The sequence below is a fragment of the Desulfogranum mediterraneum DSM 13871 genome (assembly GCF_000429965.1).
Taxonomy (GTDB): domain Bacteria; phylum Desulfobacterota; class Desulfobulbia; order Desulfobulbales; family Desulfobulbaceae; genus Desulfogranum; species Desulfogranum mediterraneum.
Genome location: NZ_KE387005.1, coordinates 293,512 through 316,358 on the forward strand (window position 1 = coordinate 293,512; position 22,847 = coordinate 316,358).

At 60.0% G+C, this 22,847-nt stretch carries 19 protein-coding genes and 1 riboswitch; of the genes, 13 read left to right on the forward strand and 6 right to left on the reverse strand.

The features are described 5' to 3' along the window. Nucleotides 1-108 precede the first annotated feature (108 nt). On the forward strand, nucleotides 109-909 hold the full coding sequence (locus G494_RS0117960; RefSeq protein WP_028585631.1) for an LbetaH domain-containing protein: 801 nt from the start codon (nucleotides 109-111) through the stop codon (nucleotides 907-909). Here G494_RS0117960 and G494_RS0117965 read toward each other — a convergent pair. Continuing rightward, nucleotides 874-1,218 (reverse strand): hypothetical protein, encoded by a 345-nt coding sequence (locus G494_RS0117965; RefSeq protein WP_153305939.1) that lies wholly within the window; start codon nucleotides 1,216-1,218, stop codon nucleotides 874-876. The genes G494_RS0117960 and G494_RS0117965 overlap by 36 nt on opposite strands. Nucleotides 1,219-1,225: 7 nt before the next feature. Between G494_RS0117965 and G494_RS0117970 the strand changes: the two genes are divergently transcribed. After that, nucleotides 1,226-2,284, forward strand: a complete 1,059-nt coding sequence (locus G494_RS0117970) for a hypothetical protein (protein ID WP_028585633.1) — start codon at nucleotides 1,226-1,228, stop codon at nucleotides 2,282-2,284. A 309-nt stretch (nucleotides 2,285-2,593) separates the two neighbouring features. Here G494_RS0117970 and G494_RS0117975 read toward each other — a convergent pair whose 3' ends face one another. Together G494_RS0117975 and G494_RS0117980 are read right to left on the reverse strand one after the other, a co-directional pair. After that, the gene (locus tag G494_RS0117975) at nucleotides 2,594-6,418 is read right to left on the reverse strand and encodes an Ig-like domain-containing protein (protein ID WP_028585634.1); all 3,825 of its coding nucleotides are present in this window, start codon (nucleotides 6,416-6,418) and stop codon (nucleotides 2,594-2,596) included. 11 nt (nucleotides 6,419-6,429) lie between these two features. Further along, nucleotides 6,430-6,522: riboswitch (cyclic di-GMP riboswitch) on the reverse strand. A 670-nt stretch (nucleotides 6,523-7,192) separates the two neighbouring features. After that, the gene (locus G494_RS0117980) at nucleotides 7,193-7,678 is read right to left on the reverse strand and encodes a universal stress protein (RefSeq protein WP_028585635.1); all 486 of its coding nucleotides are present in this window, start codon (nucleotides 7,676-7,678) and stop codon (nucleotides 7,193-7,195) included. Nucleotides 7,679-7,892: 214 nt separating this feature from the next. Between G494_RS0117980 and G494_RS0117985 the strand changes: the two genes are divergently transcribed. From G494_RS0117985 to G494_RS0118005, 5 genes are all read left to right on the forward strand, one after another. Next, nucleotides 7,893-8,945, forward strand: coding sequence for a radical SAM/SPASM domain-containing protein (locus tag G494_RS0117985; protein WP_028585636.1), 1,053 nt, complete (start codon nucleotides 7,893-7,895; stop codon nucleotides 8,943-8,945). A 33-nt stretch (nucleotides 8,946-8,978) separates the two neighbouring features. Beyond that, the gene (gene hemE, locus G494_RS0117990; protein WP_028585637.1) at nucleotides 8,979-10,001 is read left to right on the forward strand and encodes a uroporphyrinogen decarboxylase; all 1,023 of its coding nucleotides are present in this window, start codon (nucleotides 8,979-8,981) and stop codon (nucleotides 9,999-10,001) included. Between the two features lie 18 nt (nucleotides 10,002-10,019). Then, complete coding sequence (locus tag G494_RS0117995) at nucleotides 10,020-10,586, forward strand: HDIG domain-containing metalloprotein (protein WP_028585638.1); 567 nt, start codon at nucleotides 10,020-10,022, stop codon at nucleotides 10,584-10,586. 174 nt (nucleotides 10,587-10,760) lie between these two features. Further along, entirely contained in the window at nucleotides 10,761-11,846 is a 1,086-nt protein-coding gene (locus G494_RS25775; RefSeq protein ID WP_051305843.1) for an OmpA family protein, read from the forward strand. 43 nt (nucleotides 11,847-11,889) lie between these two features. Beyond that, the gene (locus G494_RS0118005; protein ID WP_028585639.1) at nucleotides 11,890-13,287 is read left to right on the forward strand and encodes an MBL fold metallo-hydrolase RNA specificity domain-containing protein; all 1,398 of its coding nucleotides are present in this window, start codon (nucleotides 11,890-11,892) and stop codon (nucleotides 13,285-13,287) included. Between the two features lie 29 nt (nucleotides 13,288-13,316). Here G494_RS0118005 and G494_RS25780 read toward each other — a convergent pair whose 3' ends face one another. Both G494_RS25780 and G494_RS0118015 read right to left on the reverse strand, forming a co-directional pair. After that, on the reverse strand, nucleotides 13,317-13,730 hold the full coding sequence (locus G494_RS25780; protein WP_051305844.1) for a hypothetical protein: 414 nt from the start codon (nucleotides 13,728-13,730) through the stop codon (nucleotides 13,317-13,319). Continuing rightward, on the reverse strand, nucleotides 13,697-14,101 hold the full coding sequence (locus G494_RS0118015; RefSeq protein ID WP_153305940.1) for a hypothetical protein: 405 nt from the start codon (nucleotides 14,099-14,101) through the stop codon (nucleotides 13,697-13,699). Before G494_RS0118015 ends, G494_RS25780 begins: the two co-directional genes overlap by 34 nt. 164 nt (nucleotides 14,102-14,265) lie before the next feature. On the opposite strand from G494_RS0118015, the gene G494_RS0118020 reads away from it, so the two are divergent. The 4 genes from G494_RS0118020 (at nucleotide 14,266) to tsaA (ending at nucleotide 20,462) form a co-directional block, all read left to right on the forward strand. Further along, entirely contained in the window at nucleotides 14,266-15,615 is a 1,350-nt protein-coding gene (locus G494_RS0118020; RefSeq protein WP_232362594.1) for a TolC family protein, read from the forward strand. 32 nt (nucleotides 15,616-15,647) lie between these two features. Continuing rightward, nucleotides 15,648-16,670, forward strand: coding sequence for an efflux RND transporter periplasmic adaptor subunit (locus G494_RS0118025; RefSeq protein WP_028585642.1), 1,023 nt, complete (start codon nucleotides 15,648-15,650; stop codon nucleotides 16,668-16,670). Further along, nucleotides 16,667-19,885 carry an efflux RND transporter permease subunit gene (locus G494_RS0118030; RefSeq protein ID WP_028585643.1) on the forward strand — a complete coding sequence of 1,073 codons (3,219 nt, stop codon included), beginning with the start codon at nucleotides 16,667-16,669 and terminating at the stop codon, nucleotides 19,883-19,885. Before G494_RS0118025 ends, G494_RS0118030 begins: the two co-directional genes overlap by 4 nt. Nucleotides 19,886-19,985: 100 nt before the next feature. Beyond that, a complete protein-coding gene (gene tsaA / locus G494_RS0118035) occupies nucleotides 19,986-20,462 on the forward strand; it encodes a tRNA (N6-threonylcarbamoyladenosine(37)-N6)-methyltransferase TrmO (RefSeq protein WP_028585644.1) in 477 nt (158 codons plus the stop codon). Nucleotides 20,463-20,508: 46 nt separating this feature from the next. Here the strand turns inward: tsaA and G494_RS0118040 are convergent, their stop codons facing one another. Next, entirely contained in the window at nucleotides 20,509-20,979 is a 471-nt protein-coding gene (locus G494_RS0118040) for a YehS family protein (RefSeq protein WP_028585645.1), read from the reverse strand. 572 nt (nucleotides 20,980-21,551) lie between these two features. On the opposite strand from G494_RS0118040, the gene G494_RS0118045 reads away from it, so the two are divergent. Beyond that, the gene (locus G494_RS0118045; protein WP_051305845.1) at nucleotides 21,552-21,833 is read left to right on the forward strand and encodes a transcriptional regulator; all 282 of its coding nucleotides are present in this window, start codon (nucleotides 21,552-21,554) and stop codon (nucleotides 21,831-21,833) included. A gap of 180 nt (nucleotides 21,834-22,013) precedes the next feature. Continuing rightward, on the forward strand, nucleotides 22,014-22,832 hold the full coding sequence (gene scpB, locus G494_RS0118050) for a methylmalonyl-CoA decarboxylase (RefSeq protein ID WP_051305846.1): 819 nt from the start codon (nucleotides 22,014-22,016) through the stop codon (nucleotides 22,830-22,832). Nucleotides 22,833-22,847 lie beyond the last annotated feature (15 nt).

Here is a 22,847-nt window from a genome sequence, read left to right on the forward strand (position 1 = left end):
AACGGTCTAAAGAACTTGATAATTTACTTGAATAAATATCAAGCTGCCAATATAGAGGATCTATTATCCATTTTGCCCTAAAGTTTCTCCAGCCAACAGGACACCATCATGCTCAGCCCAGCATCGTTTTTCGACTTGGAAACCTTTCCGGAAAAAGATATCTTCAGCAACTGCATCCATGTCTGGGATGTGCTCAAACAGCTCAAGGAGTATACCTCCAGGCGGACCAGACCGGAATTCAGCCACCGCTGCCTTGCCGACGGCGTCCCCCTGCTGAGCCCGTTCATCGTTCATAACGGTAAACTCCGCAACGCCTGTGAGTGCACCATCGAGTTCGGCGACGCCACCAAGGGGCAACTGAAGGTGAAGGAAAACGGTCAACCCCTGGAAGGGGCCTCGGTGATCATGGCCGGTGCAGTGCTGATCGGCAAGCAGATCAACATAGGCAAGGGGGTGCTGATCGAGTCCGGCAGCTACATCCAGGAGCCGGTGATCATCGGCGACCACTCGGTGGTCCGCCATGGGGCCTATATCCGCGGTCACTGCATCATCGGAGAACGCTGCGTGGTGGGACACGCCACCGAACTGAAGCACTCGATCTTTCTCAACGATGCCAAGGCAGGCCACTTCGCCTACCTGGGCGACTCGATCCTGGGCAACAACGTCAACCTGGGGGCAGGCACCAAGTTTGCCAACCTGCGCTTCTTCCCCGGCTCGGTCAGCATCAAGGGACCGGAAGGACTGATCGACAGCGGACTGCGCAAGATCGGCGCCATCCTGGGAGACAACAGCCAGACCGGATGTAACTCCGTGACCAACCCCGGCACCATCATGGCCAAAGACTGCGCCCTGATGCCCAACACCACGGCCCCCTCAGGTTACCACCCGCCCAGCAGTCTGCTCCGCTGACAGCCTGCGGCCCAGAACTTCAGCTGGCTGCTGCCCTCTCTCGGCGTACTCATAGAGGGCAAAAAAGAAGGCAAAGAGGATACCGATGGTACAGTAGATGCGCACCAGCCGATTCCAGGGTAAGGTAGCTGTACCGGAGAGCCTTTTGAAGACTATGGCCGTGATATAGGTAAACCCCAGAGCATAGGGTGCGGTCAGCATGACCTGGTAGAGGGTACCATTGCAGGTACTCCTCAGATCCGTACCCAGCCGCAGGTGGAAGAGAACATACACCACCACGGTCACCATAAACGTAATTTTTTCTCGCATATTTCCCATGTCAGATTGTACTGCCTATATATTTCCCCAAACCCTTGTCCAAGAGCCTCTGCTCTTCTCCCTTGCCGCCCTCTGTCCCTCACTGGTCTATCTCCAGGGGGTGGAGGATGATCCGGCCTGCAGCTTTGCACCCGGCTCCCTGAGCCAGGAGCTGAGCAAGAGGCAACAACTCCGCTTCCACGCCCCGGCGCCCCTGGGAAAGGAGCGTGATCGCTTCCTGGCCCTGGTCTCCGACCTGGAGCAACGCCGCGACGATTACCTCCATCAGCTCAGCGCCCTCTCCCTCTCCCACCTGGCCGACAGGCGCGAGGGAGAGTCCAGATCCTCGCTCATCAGTGAACTCAGTGCCCCGGGCAGCAGGCAGTCAGAACTGGAGCAGCTCCTCTGGCAGGCCAGGCTGGTGCTCAAGCTGGGAGAACTCTTTGACCGGGAACAGCAGGAGATCGCCGCTCGCTTGCAGAGACTGGCCGCGCAACAGGACCACCTCCTTGACGAGTTGCGCGAAGAGAGTGACAGCCTCTTCTCCCTGACCCGCGGCCTGAGCCAACCAATCAGCCAGGGCGACGGCATGGCACAGCTGCGTCTCAAGGCCTGGAGCCAACTGTTTTACCTGGGTTCGGCCTCCGCTGCAAAGGATATCAACTGTTTTATCACCAGCCAGGGGGATATCTTTGAAAAATGCCTGGATCTGGGCGTAAATGAGCCGTCCCAACCACCTTTCCCCTCGGTGAGCATCGAACTTCCAGCCGCCCCCTCTAGCCTCGGCACGCCTCCCCAGTCCCCTCCGCCTCTCCCCGGCGGCGGTATCTTCGAGAAGCTCTGCTGCCGACTCCTCGACCAAAGCTCCTCTCCCCAAGACCTGGCTCCACTGCTCAGCCAATGGGAACAGCAACTGGAGCGGCTGGCCACGGCCGGTGAAGAGGGCTCCAGATCGCGGCTGACCCTCCAGCCCTTTGCAGGCCAACCCCTGCAACTGCTCCTGGGCCCCCTCTCCCACTCCGAGGACAACAGGGGCCAGACCCCGGCTTGCCTCATCGGCCTCTGGGAACAGGAATAGGCCCAGAGACTCAAGGGGACTGCCGGCCTGGGCCCTGATCCTTAAAGCCAGGTGCCAGGGCTGCAGACCGGCTTCACCCTGAATCGGGACCTTATTCTGACAGCGAGCGAAGCGGGCAGGATCAGAGCAGCCTGTTGGCTGGCCGCCTCGAAGAGTACAGCGGGAAAGATCAGCCTCAACAGATACAATGGAAAAAGAGAAAGGGGAAGAGGCCTTCACAGAGAAGGCCTCTTCCCCCATGGGTATGCGGGGAGGGGCTCCCGTCGAACTCCGGAGAGGAGTTCGACGGGAAACAGGGAGAGGGAAAAACTAGAGGGTTACCAGCAGTAAATAACCCGCCACCTCTTTGGTATGTTGTACCTCTGGCTCCCGGGATTGTTCCTCTTCGACCAGGATATCCATGGAGGTGGAAGAGAAGGAGGCGATCTTCAGCTGGGAGGTATCTGGACCATCGCTGGTCTGCATCCCGGCAAAGAGGAAGGGGGCGGCATTGTTGGCCCCTTGGTCGAACTGAACCGTATAGGGGGCATGGCTAACCTTGTCCGGGGTCACCCCGGCCTGGAACTGCAGCCCGTCCACACTTCCTGCACCAGCGGACCAGGCCAGGTAGCCGACGGTCTCCTGCCCATGAGACTGGGCATTGGCTTCCTGCTCCTGCAGGTGATAGGCAAAACTGGTGGTGCTTACCTCAGCCACCCGTCCGATCACGGCATCCGGATCATTGCTGGACATGACCGTGGTCATCACCACCGGCGCCGCCGCAAACTGCTGGCTCAGTGTCTGCTGCTCGGCAGAGGTGGCGTTGGTGGAAAAGGTGCCTGCCTCGATCCTGGTGGAGTCGCTCAGGGTATACTCCCCCTGCTCGATGACCAGGTAGCTCACGATCTCTTCACCATGACTGTCGTCCTGGTATCCATACTCCTGGATCCGCAGGGAGAAACCCTTCTGGTCGACCTCGCTGATCCGTACCAGGCTGGGAGCTGCATCGTTGCGGCTAATGATGTTGGCTATCACCACCGGCTGAAGAAAAGATCGGCTAAAGGCAACCCTGACCAGCTCACTGCCTACGGCTACCTCACCGACTTCCATGGGCAGTTCGGAGGGTACTGATTGGGGATCGGCCGGGTCATAGCCTTCCAGGATCTCCAAGCCATCCAGGCTGCCATCGTTATCACTATCTGGGTCCACCAGGTTAGGCAGACCATCCTTATCGCTGTCGGCGCTCAGATCCAGGCCGTTATCCTGCCAGTAGGTCCGTTCTTCGCCATCACTCAGACCGTCCTGGTCGGTATCGTAACGACCGGGGTGGGTCGGCAGGGCCAGCTCTTCCCCGTTGCTCAGGCCATCGTTATCACTGTCGGCAAGGGGATCAAAAGAGCTCACCGCAAAATAGCCGCCGATCTCGGCTGCGTGGCTGGTTTCACTGTCCATGGAAGCCTCTTCCACAACCCTCAGCTCCCCACCGCTCAGATCGAGCTTGTCCAGGCCAAGCACTGCGGTGTCCGGCCCGTTGGCGGTCTGTTGAGCAGCCAGGACCAGGGGTACCTCGGTAAACTGCTGGCTAAAGGTCAGCACGCTTACCTGATCGGTGATGACCGGATCAGTGGCCTTGACCTCGACCATGAGGTTCCCCAGCAGACCTTGCCACTGTTGCAGGGCGATATAGCAGATTGCCTCTTCCACATGGCTGGTTCCATCCAACTCCTGCTCTTGGAGGCTCAGTTCAAACCCACTGGGCGTCAACTCCCTGGTTCGCAGGGTCACGGCATCACTGCCCTGGTCACTGACCACCGAGCTCATGACCACCGGTTGGCTGCCGAAGGGACTGTCAAAAGAGATCGTCTGATAGTTGTTCACTCCGCTTACGCTGCTGCATCCGGCAACGGCCTGCATCTCTTCGTTGAGCTGATGAACGCCCTCTTCCATGACCATGAAGGAGACGGTTTCTGCGGGATGGGTATCATCGAGGTAATTCCACTCCTGGATACGGATCTCAAACCCGGTTGAACTCAGGTTACGGATCCGGACCACGGCAGGCTCAGGATCGTTGGAGGAAGCCATCTTGGCGACCAGTACCGGTTGGCTGAAGGCATTCTCAAAGACTACCTGCTGCCAGGCAGAGCTGACCTCCAGCTCTCCGAGTTCAAGCTGAAATTCCGCAGCAAGCTCATTGATGACAATGGTGACCGAGGCAGGATTTGAGGCCGTGGCCCCATCACTGACCTGAAAGCTGAAGTGATCGCTCTCGGCTGCATCGGCATCAGCCGTGTAGGAAAAGGCCCCGCTGGGATCCAGCTGAAGCGTGCCGCTGGCAGGAGCCGACACCAGGGTATAGCTCAAGGGATCGCCATCCGGATCGCTTGCCGAGAGTTGCCCGGAATAACTCCGGCCCTGATCCACACTAAAGGAGCCGGCAACGGCAACAGGGGCCTTATTGACGGCATTGATCGTCACACTGACCACGGCGACAGCTGAGCTGAGTTTGGCATCACTGGCTTTAAAGCTGAAGCTATCGCTTCCCATTGCCGCAGCTGGACAGCTATAGCTAAAGGAGCCAGAGGCCCCGATGGTGACGCTGCCCTTGGCAGGGGGAGTGACCAGCTGATAGCTCAGGGTGTCGCCATCCGGATCACTGGCTCCAAGCTGACCGTTGTAGCTGGCGCCCTGATCCACACTAAAGGAGCTGGCTGACACCACAGGGGCATCGTTGACCGGATTAATGATGATGGTGATGACTGCCGCGGCTGAGGTAAGTGCACCGTCACTGACCCGGAAACTAAAGGAGTCGCTGCCGGAGACATTCTCCGCAGGGGTATAGTTGAAGGCCCCTGAAGTTGCTACCGTAACCGTCCCCTTGCTCGGGGTAGCGATCAACTGGTAACTGAGGGAGCCGCCGTCAGGGTCGCTGGCAGAAAGCTGGCCGCTGTAGCTCGCATCTTCGTTGACCGTAAAAGAGCCGGCTGCCGCTGTCGGAGCATCGTTGACCGGGTTGATGGTAAGGGTGATAACAGCCGTTTCTGAAGAGAGGAGACCGTCACTGGCCTGGAAGCTGAAGCTGTCTTCCCCAAAGGCATTCCCCATGGGGGTATAGCTAAAGGCTCCGTTGGCGCCAATGCTGACGGTGCCTCGGGTCGGTGCACTGACCAGCTGGAAGCTGAGGGCATCCCCGTCGGAATCGGTGGCAAGCAGTTGGCCGGCCACGGTGAGATCTTCAGCAATGACCAGGGTGTCATCCTGGGCAACCGGTGCATCGTTCGAGGCCTTGACAGTCAGGCTCACGTTGGCGATGTTGGATACGCCGACCTCGTTACTGACGGTATAGCTGAAACCATCTGCGCCGTTAAAGTCGGAGGCAGGGGTATAGGTAAAGGTCCCGGAGGGATCGTGGATGGTCAGCGTCCCATGAGCTGGGGCAGCAACGATCGTATAGTGGAGGGTGCCGCCCGAGGGATTGTCCACGCTAAACGCTCCGCCAACAGGGTTGTCTTCCATGGTGACGAGTTGAAGGTCCTGAGCAACCGGAGCCGCCGGCTGATCGCCACTGGGCACGGTGTAGGCTACCTCGGCGGAGTAATCGCTCTCTTCACCCAGACCATTGTAGGCAGTAGCGACGAAGTAGTAGGTGGTTCCTGGCTGCAACGCAGTCACCGTTGCCTGGACTCGACCATCGACGGTGGCAGGCAGCCCTACATCCAGCACCTGGGAATAGCTCAGGCTGGCCTCTCCGTAATGAATTTTATAACCGGCCAGATCAGCTTCATCGTTGGGCAACCAACTGAAATCAGCCTGCCCCTCTGTTGAGGAAGTTACCGCGACACTATGCACCACCTCTGCAGAATAGTCACTCTCTGCACCTTCACCGTTGTAGGCGGTGGCAGCAAAGAAATAGGTGACCCCTTCCTCAAGGCCATCGACAGAGGCACTGACCCTGCCATCGACTACAGTCGGTAACTGGACATCAATTACAGCCGTGTAATTACCAGAGGTTAGCCCGTAGTGAATTTTGTAACCAGCTAATTCCGGTTCCGTGTTGGGCAGCCAACTGAACTCAGCCTGGGCGGCCTGGGCTGCATGGGCGGTCATGCAGAGGATGAGGAGAGAGAAACAACTTGAAATAATACTCGAAACTTTCATAGGATACCTCTTTCGGTAACCCCGCTACCCTATTTCCTTTGCCTGGAAACGTAGGCCGGAGGCTTTGCGTCGCGCCCTTTCGGGACGCTTTGCTATTATCGGGAAATCTCCCTTATTCTACGATGTTAAACCAAGACAGCGATCAGGTTTACAGCCTAACCCGGATCACTCACATCGCAGGGGGCACTCAATGTCCCCAACTCTACTTAAGCAAACATCGTGCCCAGAAAATATCAGACCTGAACAATATTTCAAGCTGAACACCTTCCGGAGCGTTTCCTTACAACAGAACCGAGTCAGAGTCCAGTAACAATGCGCTCCTTTCTGCCCCAGAGGCCCACTGCACATTGCCAGGGCAGAACTCCCACCGCGATCAACACGCTCCGACACAGAACAGTCTCATCCCTGCAGCAAAGGGTAGCCGGGCGAATCCAAGGGCTGACTCTTAAAAGGGCCTTACCCCTGGGCAAGGACCGAGAGGACAGCAGAAAACGTAGCGGACGGACAGGACGGGAAGCGAAACAGGAGCAGATATGGTTGGAAAATATATCGAATAATTGTCAGCGGCCGATGCCAGGAGAGCAACCATGGGAGCGAAGGCTCAGGGGGGCTTCAAGAGAGAGGGGCAGAATCAATGGGGACTGAGATCGGAACGTTTGGCTCCACGAGCAAGGGTTGCCGGGAGGGAAAGTCCATCCCTCCTGCTACTGCGATTGGCCGTGGGCAACAACCGCAGTAGCAACCGAATCTAAGCGTGTAGAAGGGGAGGCAGAATCAGCTGGTCTTCTCTTCGCACTCCTTACGATAGGGGTTGATGGTCATCACCGGACAGCAGGCGGTCTTCACCACCTTGTCCGCCACGCTGCCGAACATGATCCGCTCCAGTCCCTTGTAGCCATGGGTGCCCATGATAATCAGTTGAACCTCCTTTTCAGCAGCATAACCCAGGATCTCCTCGGCCACATCGCCGGAGAGCACCTCGCTGGTCACCCCGGAGATCCCAAAGGTCTCAAAGGTCGCCTTGTGTTCCTCCAGAAACGAGACCATCCGCTGCTGGGCAGAGTCAAAGAGCTCCTCCTCCAGGTTGGGCAGGTTCACCGGCGGGACAAAGAAACCGCTGTAATCTTCAAAGTTCTGGGCCACAAAAACCAGGTGGAGCTCAGCATTGAAGGTGCCGGCAACATAGGCCGCAGCACTGGCGATCTTTCCGGCGTTGTCTGAAAAGTCAATAGGCGTGAGCACACGTTTAATTTCCTGCATACTTACCTCCTCTGATATCGTTGTCACAGATCGTTCTTCTTTACGGGATGCTAAAACGCTAGTCATTATTCACATTTTTCTACTGACATTGTCGCACAAGCGGCGCACCAACACAAGGGCAAAGGACAATGATTTCAGGAAAGAAGTTGACCGGTTCGACTTCAGGGCCTATATTTTAATACTTTCTCTGAAAATACCTTTGCCGGAGTTGAGCATGGAATTTATACCCAAATGGATCGCCTGGGAAATCACCCGCCGCTGCAACCTGAAATGTGTGCACTGCCGCTCCTCCTCCCAGTTGGAGGTCAACGACCATCCCGACTTCTCCCTGGAAGAGGCCAAGCGTATCCTTGACGACATCCACAGCTATGCGGACCCGGTGATGGTCCTCTCCGGAGGGGAGCCCCTCCTCCGCAACGATGTCTTCGAGATTGCCGCCTACGGCACAGGACTGGGCATGCGGATGTGCCTGGCTACCAACGGTACCCTGGTCAACGAAACGACCTGCCGCAAGATCAAGGAGACCGGGATCAAAATGGTCTCCCTCAGCCTGGACGGCTCAAGCGCTGCCGTCCATGACGATTTTCGCAATCAGCCAGGGGCCTTTGAGGGTACCATGAATGCCATCCGGCTGTTCAACGAGCATAAGATCGACTTTCTGGTCAACTCCAGCTTTACCCAACGCAACAAGGAGGAGGCCCCCAAGATCTACGAGTTGGTCAAGTCCCTGGGAGCCACGGCCTGGTACCTGTTCATGATCGTCCCCACCGGCCGTGGCGAGGAGGTCATGGCCGAGCTGATCCCGGAAGAGGAGTACGAGGATATGCTCAACTGGCACTATGAGATGGAACAGGATGAATCGGATATCCTGGTCCGCCCCACCTGTGCGCCCCAGTATTACCGGATCGTTCTCCAGCGCTCCAAGGAAGAGGGCAGCCGCTTCAAACGCCGCAACCTCAAGTTCTCCACCGGCGGCTCCAAGGGCTGCCTGGCCGGGCAGCTGATCTGCCTGATCGATGTGGACGGCAATGTCCTGCCCTGCAGCTACTTCCCCCTCTCCGGCGGCAACCTCCGCGAGCAGTCGTTTCAGGACATCTGGGAAAACTCCAAACTGCTCAAGGACATGCGGGACTTTAAGAGCTACAAGGACAACTGCGGCCGCTGCGAATACCTCAAGGTCTGCGGCGGCTGTCGGGCCCGTGCCTATGCCATGACCGGCGACTACCTGGCCCAGGAACCATTCTGTCATTACCAACCAGGCAGTTGAACGCCACCACTGCCTTCAGCCCAGAGGAGCTCGATGAACGATACCTTTCTTAAAGCATGTCGCGGTGAAAAGACCGCCTATACCCCGGTCTGGTTCATGCGCCAGGCCGGGAGATATCTCCCGGAATACCAAAAGGTGCGCGGCAAGGTCACCTTTCTGGAGCTCTGCAAGAACCCGGAGCTCTGCACCGAAGTCACCCTCCAGCCCATTGATATCTTCGACTTTGACGCCGCCATCCTCTTCTCCGACATCCTGATTCCCATGGAGGCCATGAACCTCCGGCTGGAGTTCCACGAGGGCCGCGGCCCGGTCTTTCCAGATCCGGTACGGAGCCGGCAGGAGGTGGACGAACTGATCATCCCGGATCCCGAGGAGACCATGCCCTTTGTCCTGGAGACCATCCGTCTGCTGCGCAACGAGCTGAAGGTCCCGCTGATCGGCTTTTCCGGGGCCCCCTTTACCCTGGCCACCTACCTGATCGAGGGCGGCTCCTCCAAGGTCTTTTATCAGACCAAGCGGATGATGTTTGAGGAGCCTGCACTCTACGATGCCCTGCTCCGGAAGATCACCCGCTGCACCAGCCTCTACCTCCAGGCCCAGGCCAGGGCCGGGGCCCAGGCCCTGCAGATTTTTGACTCCTGGGCCGGAATCCTGGCACCCGTCGACTATGCCCGCTTTGCCCTGCCCTACGTCCAGTCCATCATCACTGATCTGCGCAAGGTGACCGATGTGCCGATCATCTACTTTGCCAACAACGGCTCCACCCTGATCGAACATACCGTCACAGCCGGTGCCGATGTGCTGGGTCTGGACTGGCGGCTCAACATCAAGGAGGGTATTGCCCGCATCGGCGAGCACGCTGTCCAGGGCAACCTGGATCCCATGGCCCTGTTTCTGCCCAAAGAAGAGTTGGAGCAGCGGATCAAGCAGCTGCTGGAGGATGCCGCCGGCGCCCGTGGCCACATCTTCAACCTGGGCCACGGCATCCAGCCCCAGACCTCTCCAGACCAGGCCCGGATAGCCGTAGAAGCGGTCCACCGCTTCAGCGGCAGGTAAGGGCACGGAGGGCAGGAGATGGAACCCCGGATCCCAGGCCTTGCAGCATGTGCCGCGCTGATGGACCACTACGGGATGCTGAGCAATATCCGCCGCCACTCCCTGGTGGTGGCCCAGCTGGCCGACCAGATCATCACCACCCTGCTCCGCCGGGGCCTGCCGGCTCCCCCGGGGGGCCGGGAACTGATCATCGCCGGCGCCCTCCTCCACGACATCGCCAAGACCCCCTGCCTCAAGGGGGCCTGTGACCATGCCCGGGTGGGAGCGGAGATCTGTGCCGAGCACGGCTACCCTGAGGTGGCGATCATCGTGGCCGAACATGTCCTGCTGAAAGGCCATGAGCCCGAACGCTGCAGCCAGGGTCGATTCACTGCCCAGGAGATCGTCTACTATGCCGATAAACGTGTCCGCCATGACCGGGTGGTCAGCCTGGATGAGCGGCTGGAATATATCCTTGAGCACTATGGAGAGAACGACCCGGTCCGCCAAGAGTTGATTGCCCGGAACTTCAGCCGTTGCCAGGAGCTGGAAGAGCAGCTCTTTCAGTTCCTGGGGTTCCCGGCAGGAAGCCTGGGGCGAGCCTGATCACCGGCCCGCACCCATACGGCTCCCCCCGGCTGTCCACGCCCTGACAGCCGTGCCCCGGGAAAGGCTGGAGGGGAGTTTGAGCAAACCACCACTCCCTGAGCCCCTTCTGCGTCAGGGCTACCCCTTTGCACCGCAGTCTGAGATATCCACTTGCCACAGGAGTCCTTGCCCATGAATCCCTATTATCCTCGCCTTGCCACCCTCTGTCTTCTCCTCCTGCTGCCCCTGCTGATCAGCCCCAGGCCGCTGTCAGCCGCAGGGTCGACCGCCGGCCAGGTTCAGCCCCAGGTGAGCGCCACCGACCAGGGCCTGCTCAGGATGAGCGACAACTTCTTCATTCTCTACGACCCCTCCACCACCATGGATCGCCCCTACCGGGATACGGGCCTCAATCGGATCGCAGCCCAACGCAGAATCCTCACAGCCAGTAATGCCACCCTGCCTGAGCTGGGCTGGCAGGTCGGACTCTACCCCCACTGGAAGGGCGGACTCTGGCTCCACGGCTCTCCCCAGGCCTTCAAGCCCTATTACCCCCTCAAGCGCTACCAGCAAAGCGCCCTGGCAGCGGCCATCGCCGAGCTGCCCATCACCCCCCAGGGGCCGCCCATGCTCCAGGCCGGATTGATGAAGCTCGAGCACCTCCTGGGCCTGGGAGGCCGCACCGAAATTTTTATCTTCACCGACGGCAAGGCCTCAACCTTTCCTGAGCTGGAGCTCCCTCCCCTGGAACAGGCCAGGAAGCTGGCGACGCGCTTTGATCTCTGCTTCACGGTGATCGACTCCAGCTCTGATCCGGAAGGGAGAGAGCTGGTGGAGGCCCTTGGTGCGGTGAACAGCTGCTCCCAGGTGATGGCCTTTGATACGGTCTACGACCATCCGGAGCACCTCTTTGGCAAGCTCTTCATGAACACGACCTCTGCCCAGTTCAGCAACCTGCTCTTTGACTTTGACCGGGCAGAGATCCGCCCCCAGGAGGAGGAGGTCCTGGCCAGACTGGGGAGCTTCCTGGAGCACCATCCCCAGAGCTATGCCGTGCTCTCCGGCTTTACCGACAACATCGGCACCGAGGCCTACAATATCAGGCTCTCCAAACGCCGGGCAGAGCGGGTTCGCAGCTACCTCTTGAACAGATTTCAACTCAAGCCGGAGCGGATCCTGCTCTACTGGTACGGTTATGCCGAGCCGGTGGCCTCCAACAGCTCCACTGCGGGCAGGGCGCTCAATCGTCGGGTGACCATCTCCCTGCGCAGCAACTAGGCCGGGGCTCCGGCGAGCAACCATCAACTCCGGACGACAACCCATGGAACTGCAATTTCACGGTGCCGCCAAGAACGTCACCGGCTCCTGCCACCTGCTCAGGTGCGGTCAAAGCATGATTCTGATCGATTGCGGTCTCTACCAGGGAAGCAGGGAGCTGGCTGAAGAAAATCACAATGACTTCGGCTTTGATCCGGCCGCCATTGACCTGCTGCTGCTCACCCACGGTCACCTGGACCACTGCGGTCGCATCCCGCTGCTGGTAAAACGAGGCTTCACAGGCACCATCGTCACCACCGCAGCCAGCCGTGACCTGGCGCGACTGGTGATGCTCGACGCGGCCCGAATCCAGGAAGAGGAGGCCAGGTATCGAAACTACAAGAGCAACAGACACGACAGAGACCGGGAACCCCTACTCCCCCTCTACGACACCTTTGATGCCCTCAACAGTCTCGATTATTTTACCTGCACGGTCTCCCTTGAACGTCCCCATGAGTTGGCAGCGGGAATCCGCGCGACCTTCTACGATGCCGGCCATATTCTCGGCTCAGCCTCCATCCTGCTGGAACTGGAGGAGCAGGGCCAAAGCAAACGACTGCTCTTCTCCGGTGACCTGGGCTACTGTGACCGGGCTATTCTCCCAGACCCGACCCCTCCTCCCCAAGCCGACATCGTTGTCATGGAGACGACCTACGGCGATCGCCGCCATAAACAGCTGGAACCATCTGTGAGCGAGCTCTATCAGGCGATCACCACCACCGTGGCTCGAAAGGGCAACGTCCTGATCCCCAGTTTTGCCCTGGAACGGAGCCAGGAGATCCTCTATTATCTGCGCGAGGGTATTGAAAACGGGCTGCTCCCTCCGGACCTGGAGGTCTTTCTCGATTCACCCATGGCCATCTCGGCCACTCAGATTTTCCGGAGACATCCGGAATGTTTTGACGATGAGACCTGGCAGGTGATCGCCTCGGGACGGGACCCCTTTGAACTGCCCAGGCTTCACTTCTCCCGGGAGACCGAGGATTCCATAGCCCTTAAAGAGATGCAGGGGGTGGTGATTATAGCCGGTTCAGGGATGTGCACCGCCGGCAGGATCCGCCATCACCTCCGGCACAATCTCTGGCGCGAAGAGGCGGCTGTCATCTTTGTCGGCTATGCCGGGGTCGGCACCACGGCCCGGCAGATCATCGACGGTGCCCCCTCCATCACCATCTTCAGGGAAGAAGTCGAGGTCAGGGCCGACATCCATACCATTGGTGGTTTTTCCGCCCACGCCGATCAACAGGAACTCCTCAACTGGCACCGCCAGACCGGAAGTCCGGAGCTGACCTTCCTGGTCCACGGGGAGGAAGAGGCAATGACCACCTTTGGCGCCCTCCTGACCGGCACCAGGGTTATCCTCCCGGACAACCACCAGAGCTTTTCCCTGGAGCCGGGCTGAACAGCCCTGCTCCAGGGAAAGAAGGGCGACTACTCTTTGGGGGCAGGGGCCGTGGCCTCGTGCACCTTGGCCTTACTCTTTTCCCACATTTCCTTGCTCTTGGCCTTGGTCTTCTGCCAGCCGCTCTGGGTTGCCTCCTTGGTCGCCTCCACTGCCTCGGCAGACTCCTCCTTGGTCTTGTCCCAGGTCTCGCTGCTTACCTCTTTGGTCTTATCCCAGGTCTCGGCACTCACCTCCTTGGTCTTCTGCCAGCCCTTTTCCGCAGACTCGCCGGTGGCCTCGGCCACTGCGCCGGCCGCCTCCTTGACCTCCTTGCCGGCGGCATCCCAGGTGGCCGGCTTCTGCTGCCCCTCGGTGGCGCCGGCCGCGCCGGCCAGTACCAGGGTCGCCGATGTCATCACTGCCCAGATCAACTGCCGCCTGTTCCCTTGCTTACACTCCATAATGCCTCCTTGTTCAGCCAGGCCTGCCGGGAAACCATCTCCTCCTTCAAGGCCTGCATGGATTTGTTATTTTGAGGATATAGCCTGCCACCAACATACATGTTCCTGTATTCTATAGGTATTAAATTCGGCCTGACAGGATTTTTTTTCACAACCCTGCCACTCCTTTTATGGGTAGCCGGCCGCAGCCAAGCCCCAAAAAACACAAAGAGGGTCACAGCGTAGTACCCGGCTGCAATCACAGCCAATTTCCAGACGCCGGTTCTGCCGATTTTTTCAAATTTTGTATTGATCGCCCTGGGATAGTGTATAATGTAGCGAATGCACCCCGGCGTTGCAGCACCATCTGGGCCACCTCTGTTTTCACTCAAGCTGCAAGGACACAGGCCTGCAGGGGTGCAGATCCTGGTCACAGCCAGGCAGCAGGGGATTTTTGACCCTCTCGTTTCAACGGGCAGGATGCCGGGCCAGCTCGCAGCTCTCCGGACCCCCCTGTCTTCCACCACAAAGTTCTCACCATTCAACGAGAGGTACCATGTCCGCTCGCCCCACATTGATGACGCTTCTTTCCCTGGGTCTGCTGCTCTTCACCGCCCATCAGGCGACAGGGACAACAGCCGGGCCGTCCACCCTGCCAAGCCATTGGACCACCCAGGAGGCTGTCCGTTTTGCCCTGGACCACAGCCCCGACGCCAAGGCTGCCCTGCACCGGATCCAGGCGGCCCAGGCCGATATCCAGCGGGCCAGGGCCGCCTTCTACCCCCAGCTCAAGCTCCAGGGTGGGTACGGCTCCACCAACAACCCCATGTATTCCTTTGGCAACATCCTCAACCAGGGTGTCTTCAACAACCGCATGGACTTCAACGACCCGGGAGTCACCGATAATCTCCAGCTCAAGGCAGAGCTCAGCTACCGGCTCTATAACGGCGGCCGGGACCAGGCCGCCCTGGACCGGGCCACCGCCGGCCGCCAGGCTGCTGATTTCCGCAAACAGGGTATCCGCTCCACCCTGAGCCTTGCCGTGATCCGCGCCTTCTTCACCATTATCCAGGCCGAAGAGACGGTCCAGGCCAGAACCGGTGCCGTCACCTCCCTGGCAGCAGCCATCAAGGCGGCCCAGGCCAGGTTTGAAGCGGGTGATCTGCTCAAGGAAGAGCTGCTCAACCTGGAGGTGCAACACGCCCTGACCCGGGAGGACCTGATCCAGGCACGGCATGGCCTGGCCCTGGCCAGACGCGGCTTCTTCAACCTGCTTGGTCTGAACGAAACCAGGGGAGAGCTGGACCTGGCCGGCAGCCGCCCCCAACCGGTCCCGGAACGTCCCGACTTTCACAACCGCGCTGAGATCAAACAGATGCAGGCGCGCTTAGAGGCGCTGGAGGCGGCTGTCCGTCAATTTCAAGCCGGCTATTACCCCACGGCAGATGCCTTTGGCAGCTATCAGCTGGATAAGGGTTTTGAACTGGACCAGGGCTCCGGCAACTCCTGGCTGGCCGGGATACAGATCAACTACGCCCTGTTTAACGGCCACCGCACCAGGGCAGAGGTGGAACAGGCCCAGGCCCAGCTTACCGAGGCCAGGGAGCAACTGCGCAAACTGGAACTGGCCTACAGTCTGGAGCTGGAACAGGCCCGACTCAGCCTGGAGCAGGCAGAGAAGCGGATCCAGGTCACCTCCAAGATGGTGGAATCCGCCCAGGAGAGTGCCCGCCTCTCCAGGGCCCGCTTCAAGGAGGGGCTCCTCCTCTCCTCAGAGCTGATTGACATTGAAAACCGGCTGACCGATGCCCGGGTCCGTCATGCCCTGGCCAATGCCGACCATAAGATAGCCATCGCCGATCTCCGCCGGGCCGGGGGGCTCAAACAGTTCCCCCAAACCCCCTGATCGATCCTGCTCACTCCTGCCTACAACTCATCATGCGAACCCCCTCTCATCTGCTCCTGCTCGTCAGCTCTCTGCTCCTCTCCCTGCCGCCACTGGTCGGCGCCACCTCTCCCCAGGCCGGCAGCCAGGCCGTCGGGGTAAGCACGACCCTGGTCCGCCTGGGCAAGGTACCGGTCCTGGTTGAAGTGGTGGGCACCCTCCAGGCCGTAAAGCGCGCCTCCCTTGCCGCCAAGGTCACCGGGGTGGTTACCCGGGTACCCGTGGTCTTGGGCTCCAAAGTTGCCCCGGGCGAGTTGCTGGTCAGTATCAGCGCCGAAGAGATCACAGCCCAGCTCAAACAGGCCGAAGCCCAACTCAAAGAGGCCCGGAGAAACCTGGAGCGGGAAAAGAAGCTGCTCAGGAAGGAGGCCACCACCGCACAGACGGTCAAGTCCATGGAGGACCGCTACTCGGTGGCCCGGGCAGCCTTTCAGGAGGCACAGACCATGCTGGGCTACACCAGGATCCACGCCCCCTTCTCCGGGGTGATCACCCAGAAGAAGATCCATGAGGGGGACCTGGCCAGCCCTGGGGTGGTACTGCTGCGCCTGGAAGATGACCAACAGCTCCAGGTGGTGGCCGCGGTACCGGAGAGCCTGGTGCTGGAGATCGAGATCGGCGACAGCCTGACCATCACCATACCTGCGGTCGGGGTCACCACCCGTGGGGTGGTCGCCGAGATCGCCCCGGCGGCAGACCCTGCCTCCCGCACCGCCCCGATCACCATCGACCTTCCCCGTGATGCCAAGCTGCGCACCGGCCAGTTTGCACGGGTACTGCTTCCGGGTGCTGCCGAGCAGACCCTGTTCATCCCCAGGGAGGCGGTTCGTTCCCGGGGCCAGCTGGACCGGGTCTTTGTGGTGGAAGAGGAGCGGGCCAGGCTCCGCCTGGTCCGCACCGGCCGGATCCACCAGGGGATGGTGGAGATCCTCAGCGGTCTTGACCCCGAAGAACGGGTAGTCACCAGCAGTGAAGCGCCCCTGGTCAACGGTCAACAGCTCAAGGTCCAGCCATGAAGCGGCAACAGCCCGGCTTTGCCGGCCGACTGGCGGCAGCCTTCATCGACTCCAAGCTGACGGTGATCACCATTGCCGCCTCCCTGCTCCTGGGGCTCTTGGCCCTGAACCTGCTGCCCAGGGAGGAGGAGCCCCAGATCAAGGTACCGATGATCGACGTCCTGGTCTCCATGCCCGGGGCAACGGCCAAGGAGGTGGAGCAGCGGGTCTCCATCCCCATGGAGAAACTGCTCTATGAACTGCCCGGGGTGGAGTATATCTACTCCACCTCCCTGCCCGGCCAGAGCCTGCTGGTGGCGCGCTTCTATGTGGGTGAGGACCTGGACAGCGCCATCGTCCGCCTCAACCAGAAGCTGCAGACCAACTTCGACCGGATCCCCCACGGGGTCTCGCCGCCCCTGGTCAAGCCCCACACCATCGACGATGTACCGATCCTGGCCCTGACCTTTCACTCCCGGAACTATGACCACTACACCCTGCGCCGGCTGGCAGCAGAGGTGGATGACTCCATCAAGAACATCTTTGAGGTGGCAGAGACCACCCTGATCGGCGGCAGCAGACGCCAGCTCCGGGTCCTCTTTGATCCCCTGAAACTGGCAGCCCGCAACCTGACCCCGGCCGAGCTGATCAGCCACCTCCGCCAGGCCAACCGCCAGACCTTCTCCGGCACCCTCCGCTCGCTCAATCGGGAGATCCTGGTCCAGACCGGGACCTTCCTGGATTCTGCCCAGAGCGTGGGCCGCATCGTGGTGGGCGTCTATGGGGGCAAACCGGTCTACCTGGACGAGGTCGCCCGGATCCTGGATGGCCCGGAAGAACCGCAATCCTACGTGCTCTACGGTCAACCGGGCCAGTCCGAAGTGGAGGCGGCGGTCACCCTGTCGGTGGCCAAGCGGCCCGGCGCCAACGCGGTCAAGGTGGTGGACACGGTCCTGGAAAAGGTGGAGAGCCTCAGGGGAGAGCTGATCCCGGACGACATCCAGGTCAGCGTGAGCCGCGACTATGGGGAGACCGCTGCGGAAAAATCAAACGAGCTGCTGCTCCATATGGGAATCGCGGTCTTTGGGGTGGCCCTGCTGATCCTGTTCTTCCTGGGCTGGCGGGAATCCATGATCGTGCTCCTGGCCATCCCCTCGACCCTCTCCCTGACCCTGCTGCTGTTCTACCTCTATGGCTACACCCTCAACCGGATCACCCTCTTTGCCCTGATCTTCTCCATCGGTATCCTGGTGGACGACGCCATCGTGGTGGTGGAGAACATCGTCCGTCACCTCCGCTTGCCCGGCCAGGAGCGGATGAGCTTCAAGGAGATCGCCATCGCCGCGGTTATCGAGGTGGGCAACCCCACCATCCTGGCCACCTGGGCGGTGATCGCCGCGATCCTGCCCATGGCCTTTGTGGGTGGGCTGATGGGGCCCTATATGCGCCCTATCCCCATCGGGGCCTCGGCAGCCATGCTCTTTTCCCTGGTGATCGCCTTCACCGTCACCCCCTGGGCCTCGGTGCGCATCCTTCGCCGCAAACCGGCCGCTGACGACAGAGGCCATGATCCCGACCATGCGCCGGACGACTTCTTCACCCGGTTCTATCACCGGATCATGGATCCCCTGCTGGCAAGTGCGCTCTGGCGCAGCCTGTTCTTCCTGGTCATCGTTATCCTGCTGCTGGGATCCTGCGCCATGGTCTACCTGGGGCTGGTCAAGGTCAAGATGCTGCCCTTTGACAACAAGTCCGAGTTCCAGATCATCCTGGACCTGCCCGAGGGCAGCACCCTGGAACAGACCAGCCGGGTGGCCCTGGAGATGGCCGAGGTGATCGCAGAGGTGGCCGAGGTCGTCAACTACCAGATCTATGCCGGCACGGCTGCACCCTACAACTTCAATGGCCTGGTCCGTCACTACTTCATGCGCTCCGGCCCTGCGGTGGCCGATATTCAGGTCAACCTGAGCCCCAAGCATGAACGGGACAGGCAGAGCCACGCCATTGCCAAGGGGATCCGCCCGGCCCTCAGCGCCATTGCCGAACGATACGGGGCCACGGTGGCCGTGGCCGAGGTCCCGCCCGGGCCGCCGGTGCTCCAGACCCTGGTGGCCGAGATCTATGGCCCCAGCGATGCGGCACGGCAGGCGCTGGCCCGGGAGGTCAAGGCGATCTTTGCCCAAACCCCTGGGGTGGTGGATATCGACTGGTACCGCCAGGAGGATCGAACCAAGACCCTGATCACGGTGGACAAGGAAAAGGCCGCCTTACATCAGATCTCCGAGGCCGACATCACCCAGGCCCTGCAACTGGGCCTGGCCGGACTCTCGGTGGACCTCTTTCATCAGCCACGGGACAAGGAGGAGATCAATATCGTCCTCCAGCTGCCCGCCGATCAGCGGGCCCGGGTGGACACCCTGCTCAACATCGCCCTGCGCCCGCCCCACAATCCCCAGGCCCCACTGGTGCCCCTGCGTGAGCTGGTCCGGGTCAGCAGCGCAGCGGTGGATCAACCCATCTACCGTAAGAACCTGCGGCCGCTGATCTACGTCACCGGTGATGTGGCCGGAGCGGCGGAGAGTCCGGTCTACCCCATCCTGGCGATGAACAGGCAGTTACAGACGCTCTCCGCCCAGGCCTACGGGGGAAGCCTTGGGGAAGAGACTGTCCGCGTCTATAACCTGAACCAGCCCTTTAACGAGCGACAGCCGGCCATCAAGTGGGACGGTGAATGGCACATCACCCTGGAGGTCTTCCGGGACCTGGGCCTGGCCTTCTGCGTGGTGATGGTCCTGATCTACATGCTGATGGTGGGCTGGTTTAAGAACTATACCACCCCCCTGGTGGTGATGGCGGCCATCCCCTTTTCCCTGATCGGCATCCTCCCGGCCCACTGGGGTATGGGGGCCTTTTTCACGGCCACCTCCATGATCGGCTTCATGGCCGGTGCCGGGATCGTGGTCCGCAACTCCATCATCCTGGTGGACTTCATCGAGCTGCGCCTCGGCCACGGCCTCTCCCTGGCCGAGGCCGTGGTGGAGGCCGGGGCCATCCGCTTCAGGCCCATGCTGCTCACCGCCCTGGCCGTGGTGGTGGGCGCCTCGGTGATCCTGGCGGACCCGATCTTCCAGGGACTGGCCATCTCCCTGATGTTCGGCGAGATTGCCTCGCTGCTTATCAGCCGAATGGCGGTACCGGTGCTCTACTACATGGTCCAGTCCAGGACCAGGAGCTGAGGCAGCTTTCCGCTATTCTTAAACCAGAGACCAAGCAAAGGGGCCCGGGGCGACAGCGCCTCGGCTACCCTGCCCCTCCCCTTTCAACCAAGGTAGAGCCATGCTCACGATTGAACCCATCGGCACAATCCACTCCCCCATCGACACCCCGGAAAATGCCCCTATTCAGCCCAGGGGCGCAGAGGGGCTCCAGGGCGAGATCGAGATATTTCCCCGCTTCAGTGCGGGTCTGGCCGACCTGGAGGGATTCAGCCATCTCTACCTGATCTACCACTTCCACCTGGCAAAACGCACCAGCCTGGAGGTCACCCCGTTCATGGACACCAGCCAGCGGGGGGTGTTTGCCACCCGCTCGCCCCTGCGCCCCAGCCATATCGGCCTCTCCATCGTCCGCCTGCTGGGGATCAGGGACAATATCCTCACCATCCAGGGCATCGATACGGTGGACCAGACCCCCTTGCTGGATATCAAACCCTATATCGAGAACTTTGATCTGGTAAAGGAGAGTCGCTCCGGTTGGATGCAGGCCGGCCCCGAAGAGGTGGCGGCCAGGCGCTCGGACGACCGTTTTCTTTAAACAGCCCCCTTAATGAAAGATACGCCCCAGTTAGCACATACCCAGCTCACTTGCTCGTGTTGGGGCGATACTTGAGCTGAAGACCGTGCAGGAAGTTGCGCAGGATCTGGTCCTTGCAGAGGCGGTAGTGTTTGTGGTCAGGCCTGCGAAAAAAGGCACTGAGTTCATGCTTGCTGATGGCCAGGTCGGCCAGATCCATGATGGCCAGGACCTCCTCTGCCTGCAGATCCAGGGCAATCTTCAACTTTTTGAAGATCAGATTGTTGGTCAAGCGCTTCTCCGCCTTTGGCTGCTCCCCTTGCCGACGGCCGCGTCGGTCGATAATCAGGCCATTGAGAAATCCGGCCAACCTGCGATCGCTGCAGTTGAGGTAGTCAGGGTCTTCCTCCCGCTGTAACCAGCAACGAACCTCCTCCCGGCTCACCTCCTGGTCCGCCAGCTGCAGCAGGGCCACCACCTTGGCATCGCTGAAGTCAAAGATATAGCGGATCCGTCGTAATACATCGTTGTTGGTCATGGTCTTGTCCTTTCTGCCCTGCTTCGCTTCAGGGAAGCCGGGTTGATTCTTTGGCCGGTACCCCGGCCGGGATCGTTGAGGTCTCGATTGTCTGCACAGCCGGAGCTGATGCGCCTTAAGCGTGACCATTGAGCCTGAACATAAAGGGTTCGGCCCTAAAAAGCCAGGCCCTCCCTGCCCTCTGCCCTCTCTGGTTCAGAAACAGAGCAGAAGCAAGGGGCCAAACCGGTAGCTCTCCCCATATCCTTGGGGAGGGATCCTGCGCTCCGGCCGCTCCTCCTCTTCCGCTTTTCCCTCCGGCAGCAGCCGGATCAGCCTGGTGATAGCCTGAAAACCCGTTGCTCTCCGCAGCCAAGGTGCCTACAATATAACATACTGAACTCTTGTTATAAGTATCAGACCATGGTGCTTGGCTCCCGCTGCCGACCAGGACCTGACCAGCCTGGAAAGCAGCTCACCACCCTCAGCAGCAAGAGACCATGGAGGCAGCCAGGCTCAAGCGAGAGTCACCAGGATCTGCAGTGGCTGGAAACAGAAGAACCTTCAGGATAGCCTTCAGACGGAGGAGAGGGATGAAGACCATACGACAGGAGATGCTCCTCCTGCTTGAACATAGCCCGCAGGGGGCCAGGGAGTTGTCCCAGGCCCTGCATATCAGTGAGAAAGATCTCTATGATCATCTGGAACACCTGAACCGATCGCTCAGGGCCAGTGGCAGGAGGCTGATCATCGAGCCGGCAAGGTGCCGTGACTGCGACTTTGTCTTTACAGAGAGGAAGCGGTTCAACCCGCCCGGTCATTGCCCGCGATGCAAGAAGAGTCATATACAACGACCGCTGTTCAGGCTTAAATAGACGGTTTGGTTCGCAGCACGCCATACGCTCTTTTTCTCCACGGCTTTCCACCACTCTTGTTTCCTGGATATACGTTCTTGGATACCAACGGATTATCGTGATACAATCCAGAGCAGAGGCCAGCCCCAGGCCCTGATGCAGAGCTGCGGCCCGCCTGAAACGCGCACAATGGAGGATGAGATGAACACAGTGGAACAGAATAATGGTGCAGGCCAGCAGGAGCAGATCGTCTTGTCTGAGATGCGGGAGCACGTCGGCATTATCACCATGAACCATAATAAAAAGCTGAATGCCCTGAGCTCGGAACTGGTTCAGGAGGTACTCGACGCCCTGAGCCGCCTGGAGGCGGCAGAGGCCCGGGTCATTATTTTACGCGCTGCTCCGGGCGCCAGAGTATGGTCTGCAGGACACAACATCAAAGAGGTCCCCCTGGATGGCCAGGACCCGGTTACCTGGAACGTACCCTTCGAGAAACTCCTCCATCGGGTACATGGCTGCCCCCTTCCGGTCATCGGGATGATCGAAGGCAGTGTTTGGGGCGGTGCCTGTGATCTGGCCATGACCTGCGACCTGCTCGTCGGTACGCCAACCACAACCTTTGCCATCACCCCCGCAAAACTTGGCCTTTCCTATAACACTGCCGGGGTCAATCACTTTCTCGGGGTGGTTCCTGTGCACATTGTGAAGCAGATGCTTTTCACGGCACAACCGCTCCCCGCCGAAGACGCCTATCGGCTTGGAATCTTGAACAGCCTGGTAGCAGCGGAGGATCTTGAAGCAGCAGCCCTACAGTTTGCAAACCAGATCGCAAGCAGGGCCCCGCTGGCGGTAAAGGTACTCAAGAAGGAAGTACAGAGCCTGACCGCAGGAGCCGGAATTCAGGCCGACGCCTTTGAAGAGATTCAAGACATGCGCAGAGAGGTCTACAGGAGCGAAGATTTCCAGGAAGGGATAAGGGCCTTTTTCGAGAGGCGGGATCCTCTCTTCAAGGGTAAATAAGCCATCGCGCTGGCG

Coding starts and splice junctions, on each gene's coding strand:
- G494_RS0117995 (WP_028585638.1), top strand. CDS start 10,020: ATGGAACCCCGGATCCCAGGCCTTGCAGCATGTGCCGCGCTGATGGAC.
- G494_RS0118005 (WP_028585639.1), top strand. CDS start 11,890: ATGGAACTGCAATTTCACGGTGCCGCCAAGAACGTCACCGGCTCCTGC.
- G494_RS0118045 (WP_051305845.1), top strand. CDS start 21,552: ATGAAGACCATACGACAGGAGATGCTCCTCCTGCTTGAACATAGCCCG.
- tsaA (WP_028585644.1), top strand. CDS start 19,986: ATGCTCACGATTGAACCCATCGGCACAATCCACTCCCCCATCGACACC.
- G494_RS0117965 (WP_153305939.1), bottom strand. CDS start 1,218: ATGCGAGAAAAAATTACGTTTATGGTGACCGTGGTGGTGTATGTTCTC.
- G494_RS0117985 (WP_028585636.1), top strand. CDS start 7,893: ATGGAATTTATACCCAAATGGATCGCCTGGGAAATCACCCGCCGCTGC.
- scpB (WP_051305846.1), top strand. CDS start 22,014: ATGAACACAGTGGAACAGAATAATGGTGCAGGCCAGCAGGAGCAGATC.
- G494_RS0117970 (WP_028585633.1), top strand. CDS start 1,226: ATGTCAGATTGTACTGCCTATATATTTCCCCAAACCCTTGTCCAAGAG.
- G494_RS0117960 (WP_028585631.1), top strand. CDS start 109: ATGCTCAGCCCAGCATCGTTTTTCGACTTGGAAACCTTTCCGGAAAAA.
- G494_RS0118025 (WP_028585642.1), top strand. CDS start 15,648: ATGCGAACCCCCTCTCATCTGCTCCTGCTCGTCAGCTCTCTGCTCCTC.
- G494_RS0117980 (WP_028585635.1), bottom strand. CDS start 7,678: ATGCAGGAAATTAAACGTGTGCTCACGCCTATTGACTTTTCAGACAAC.
- hemE (WP_028585637.1), top strand. CDS start 8,979: ATGAACGATACCTTTCTTAAAGCATGTCGCGGTGAAAAGACCGCCTAT.
- G494_RS25775 (WP_051305843.1), top strand. CDS start 10,761: ATGAATCCCTATTATCCTCGCCTTGCCACCCTCTGTCTTCTCCTCCTG.
- G494_RS0118040 (WP_028585645.1), bottom strand. CDS start 20,979: ATGACCAACAACGATGTATTACGACGGATCCGCTATATCTTTGACTTC.
- G494_RS25780 (WP_051305844.1), bottom strand. CDS start 13,730: ATGGAGTGTAAGCAAGGGAACAGGCGGCAGTTGATCTGGGCAGTGATG.
- G494_RS0118030 (WP_028585643.1), top strand. CDS start 16,667: ATGAAGCGGCAACAGCCCGGCTTTGCCGGCCGACTGGCGGCAGCCTTC.
- G494_RS0117975 (WP_028585634.1), bottom strand. CDS start 6,418: ATGAAAGTTTCGAGTATTATTTCAAGTTGTTTCTCTCTCCTCATCCTC.
- G494_RS0118020 (WP_232362594.1), top strand. CDS start 14,266: ATGTCCGCTCGCCCCACATTGATGACGCTTCTTTCCCTGGGTCTGCTG.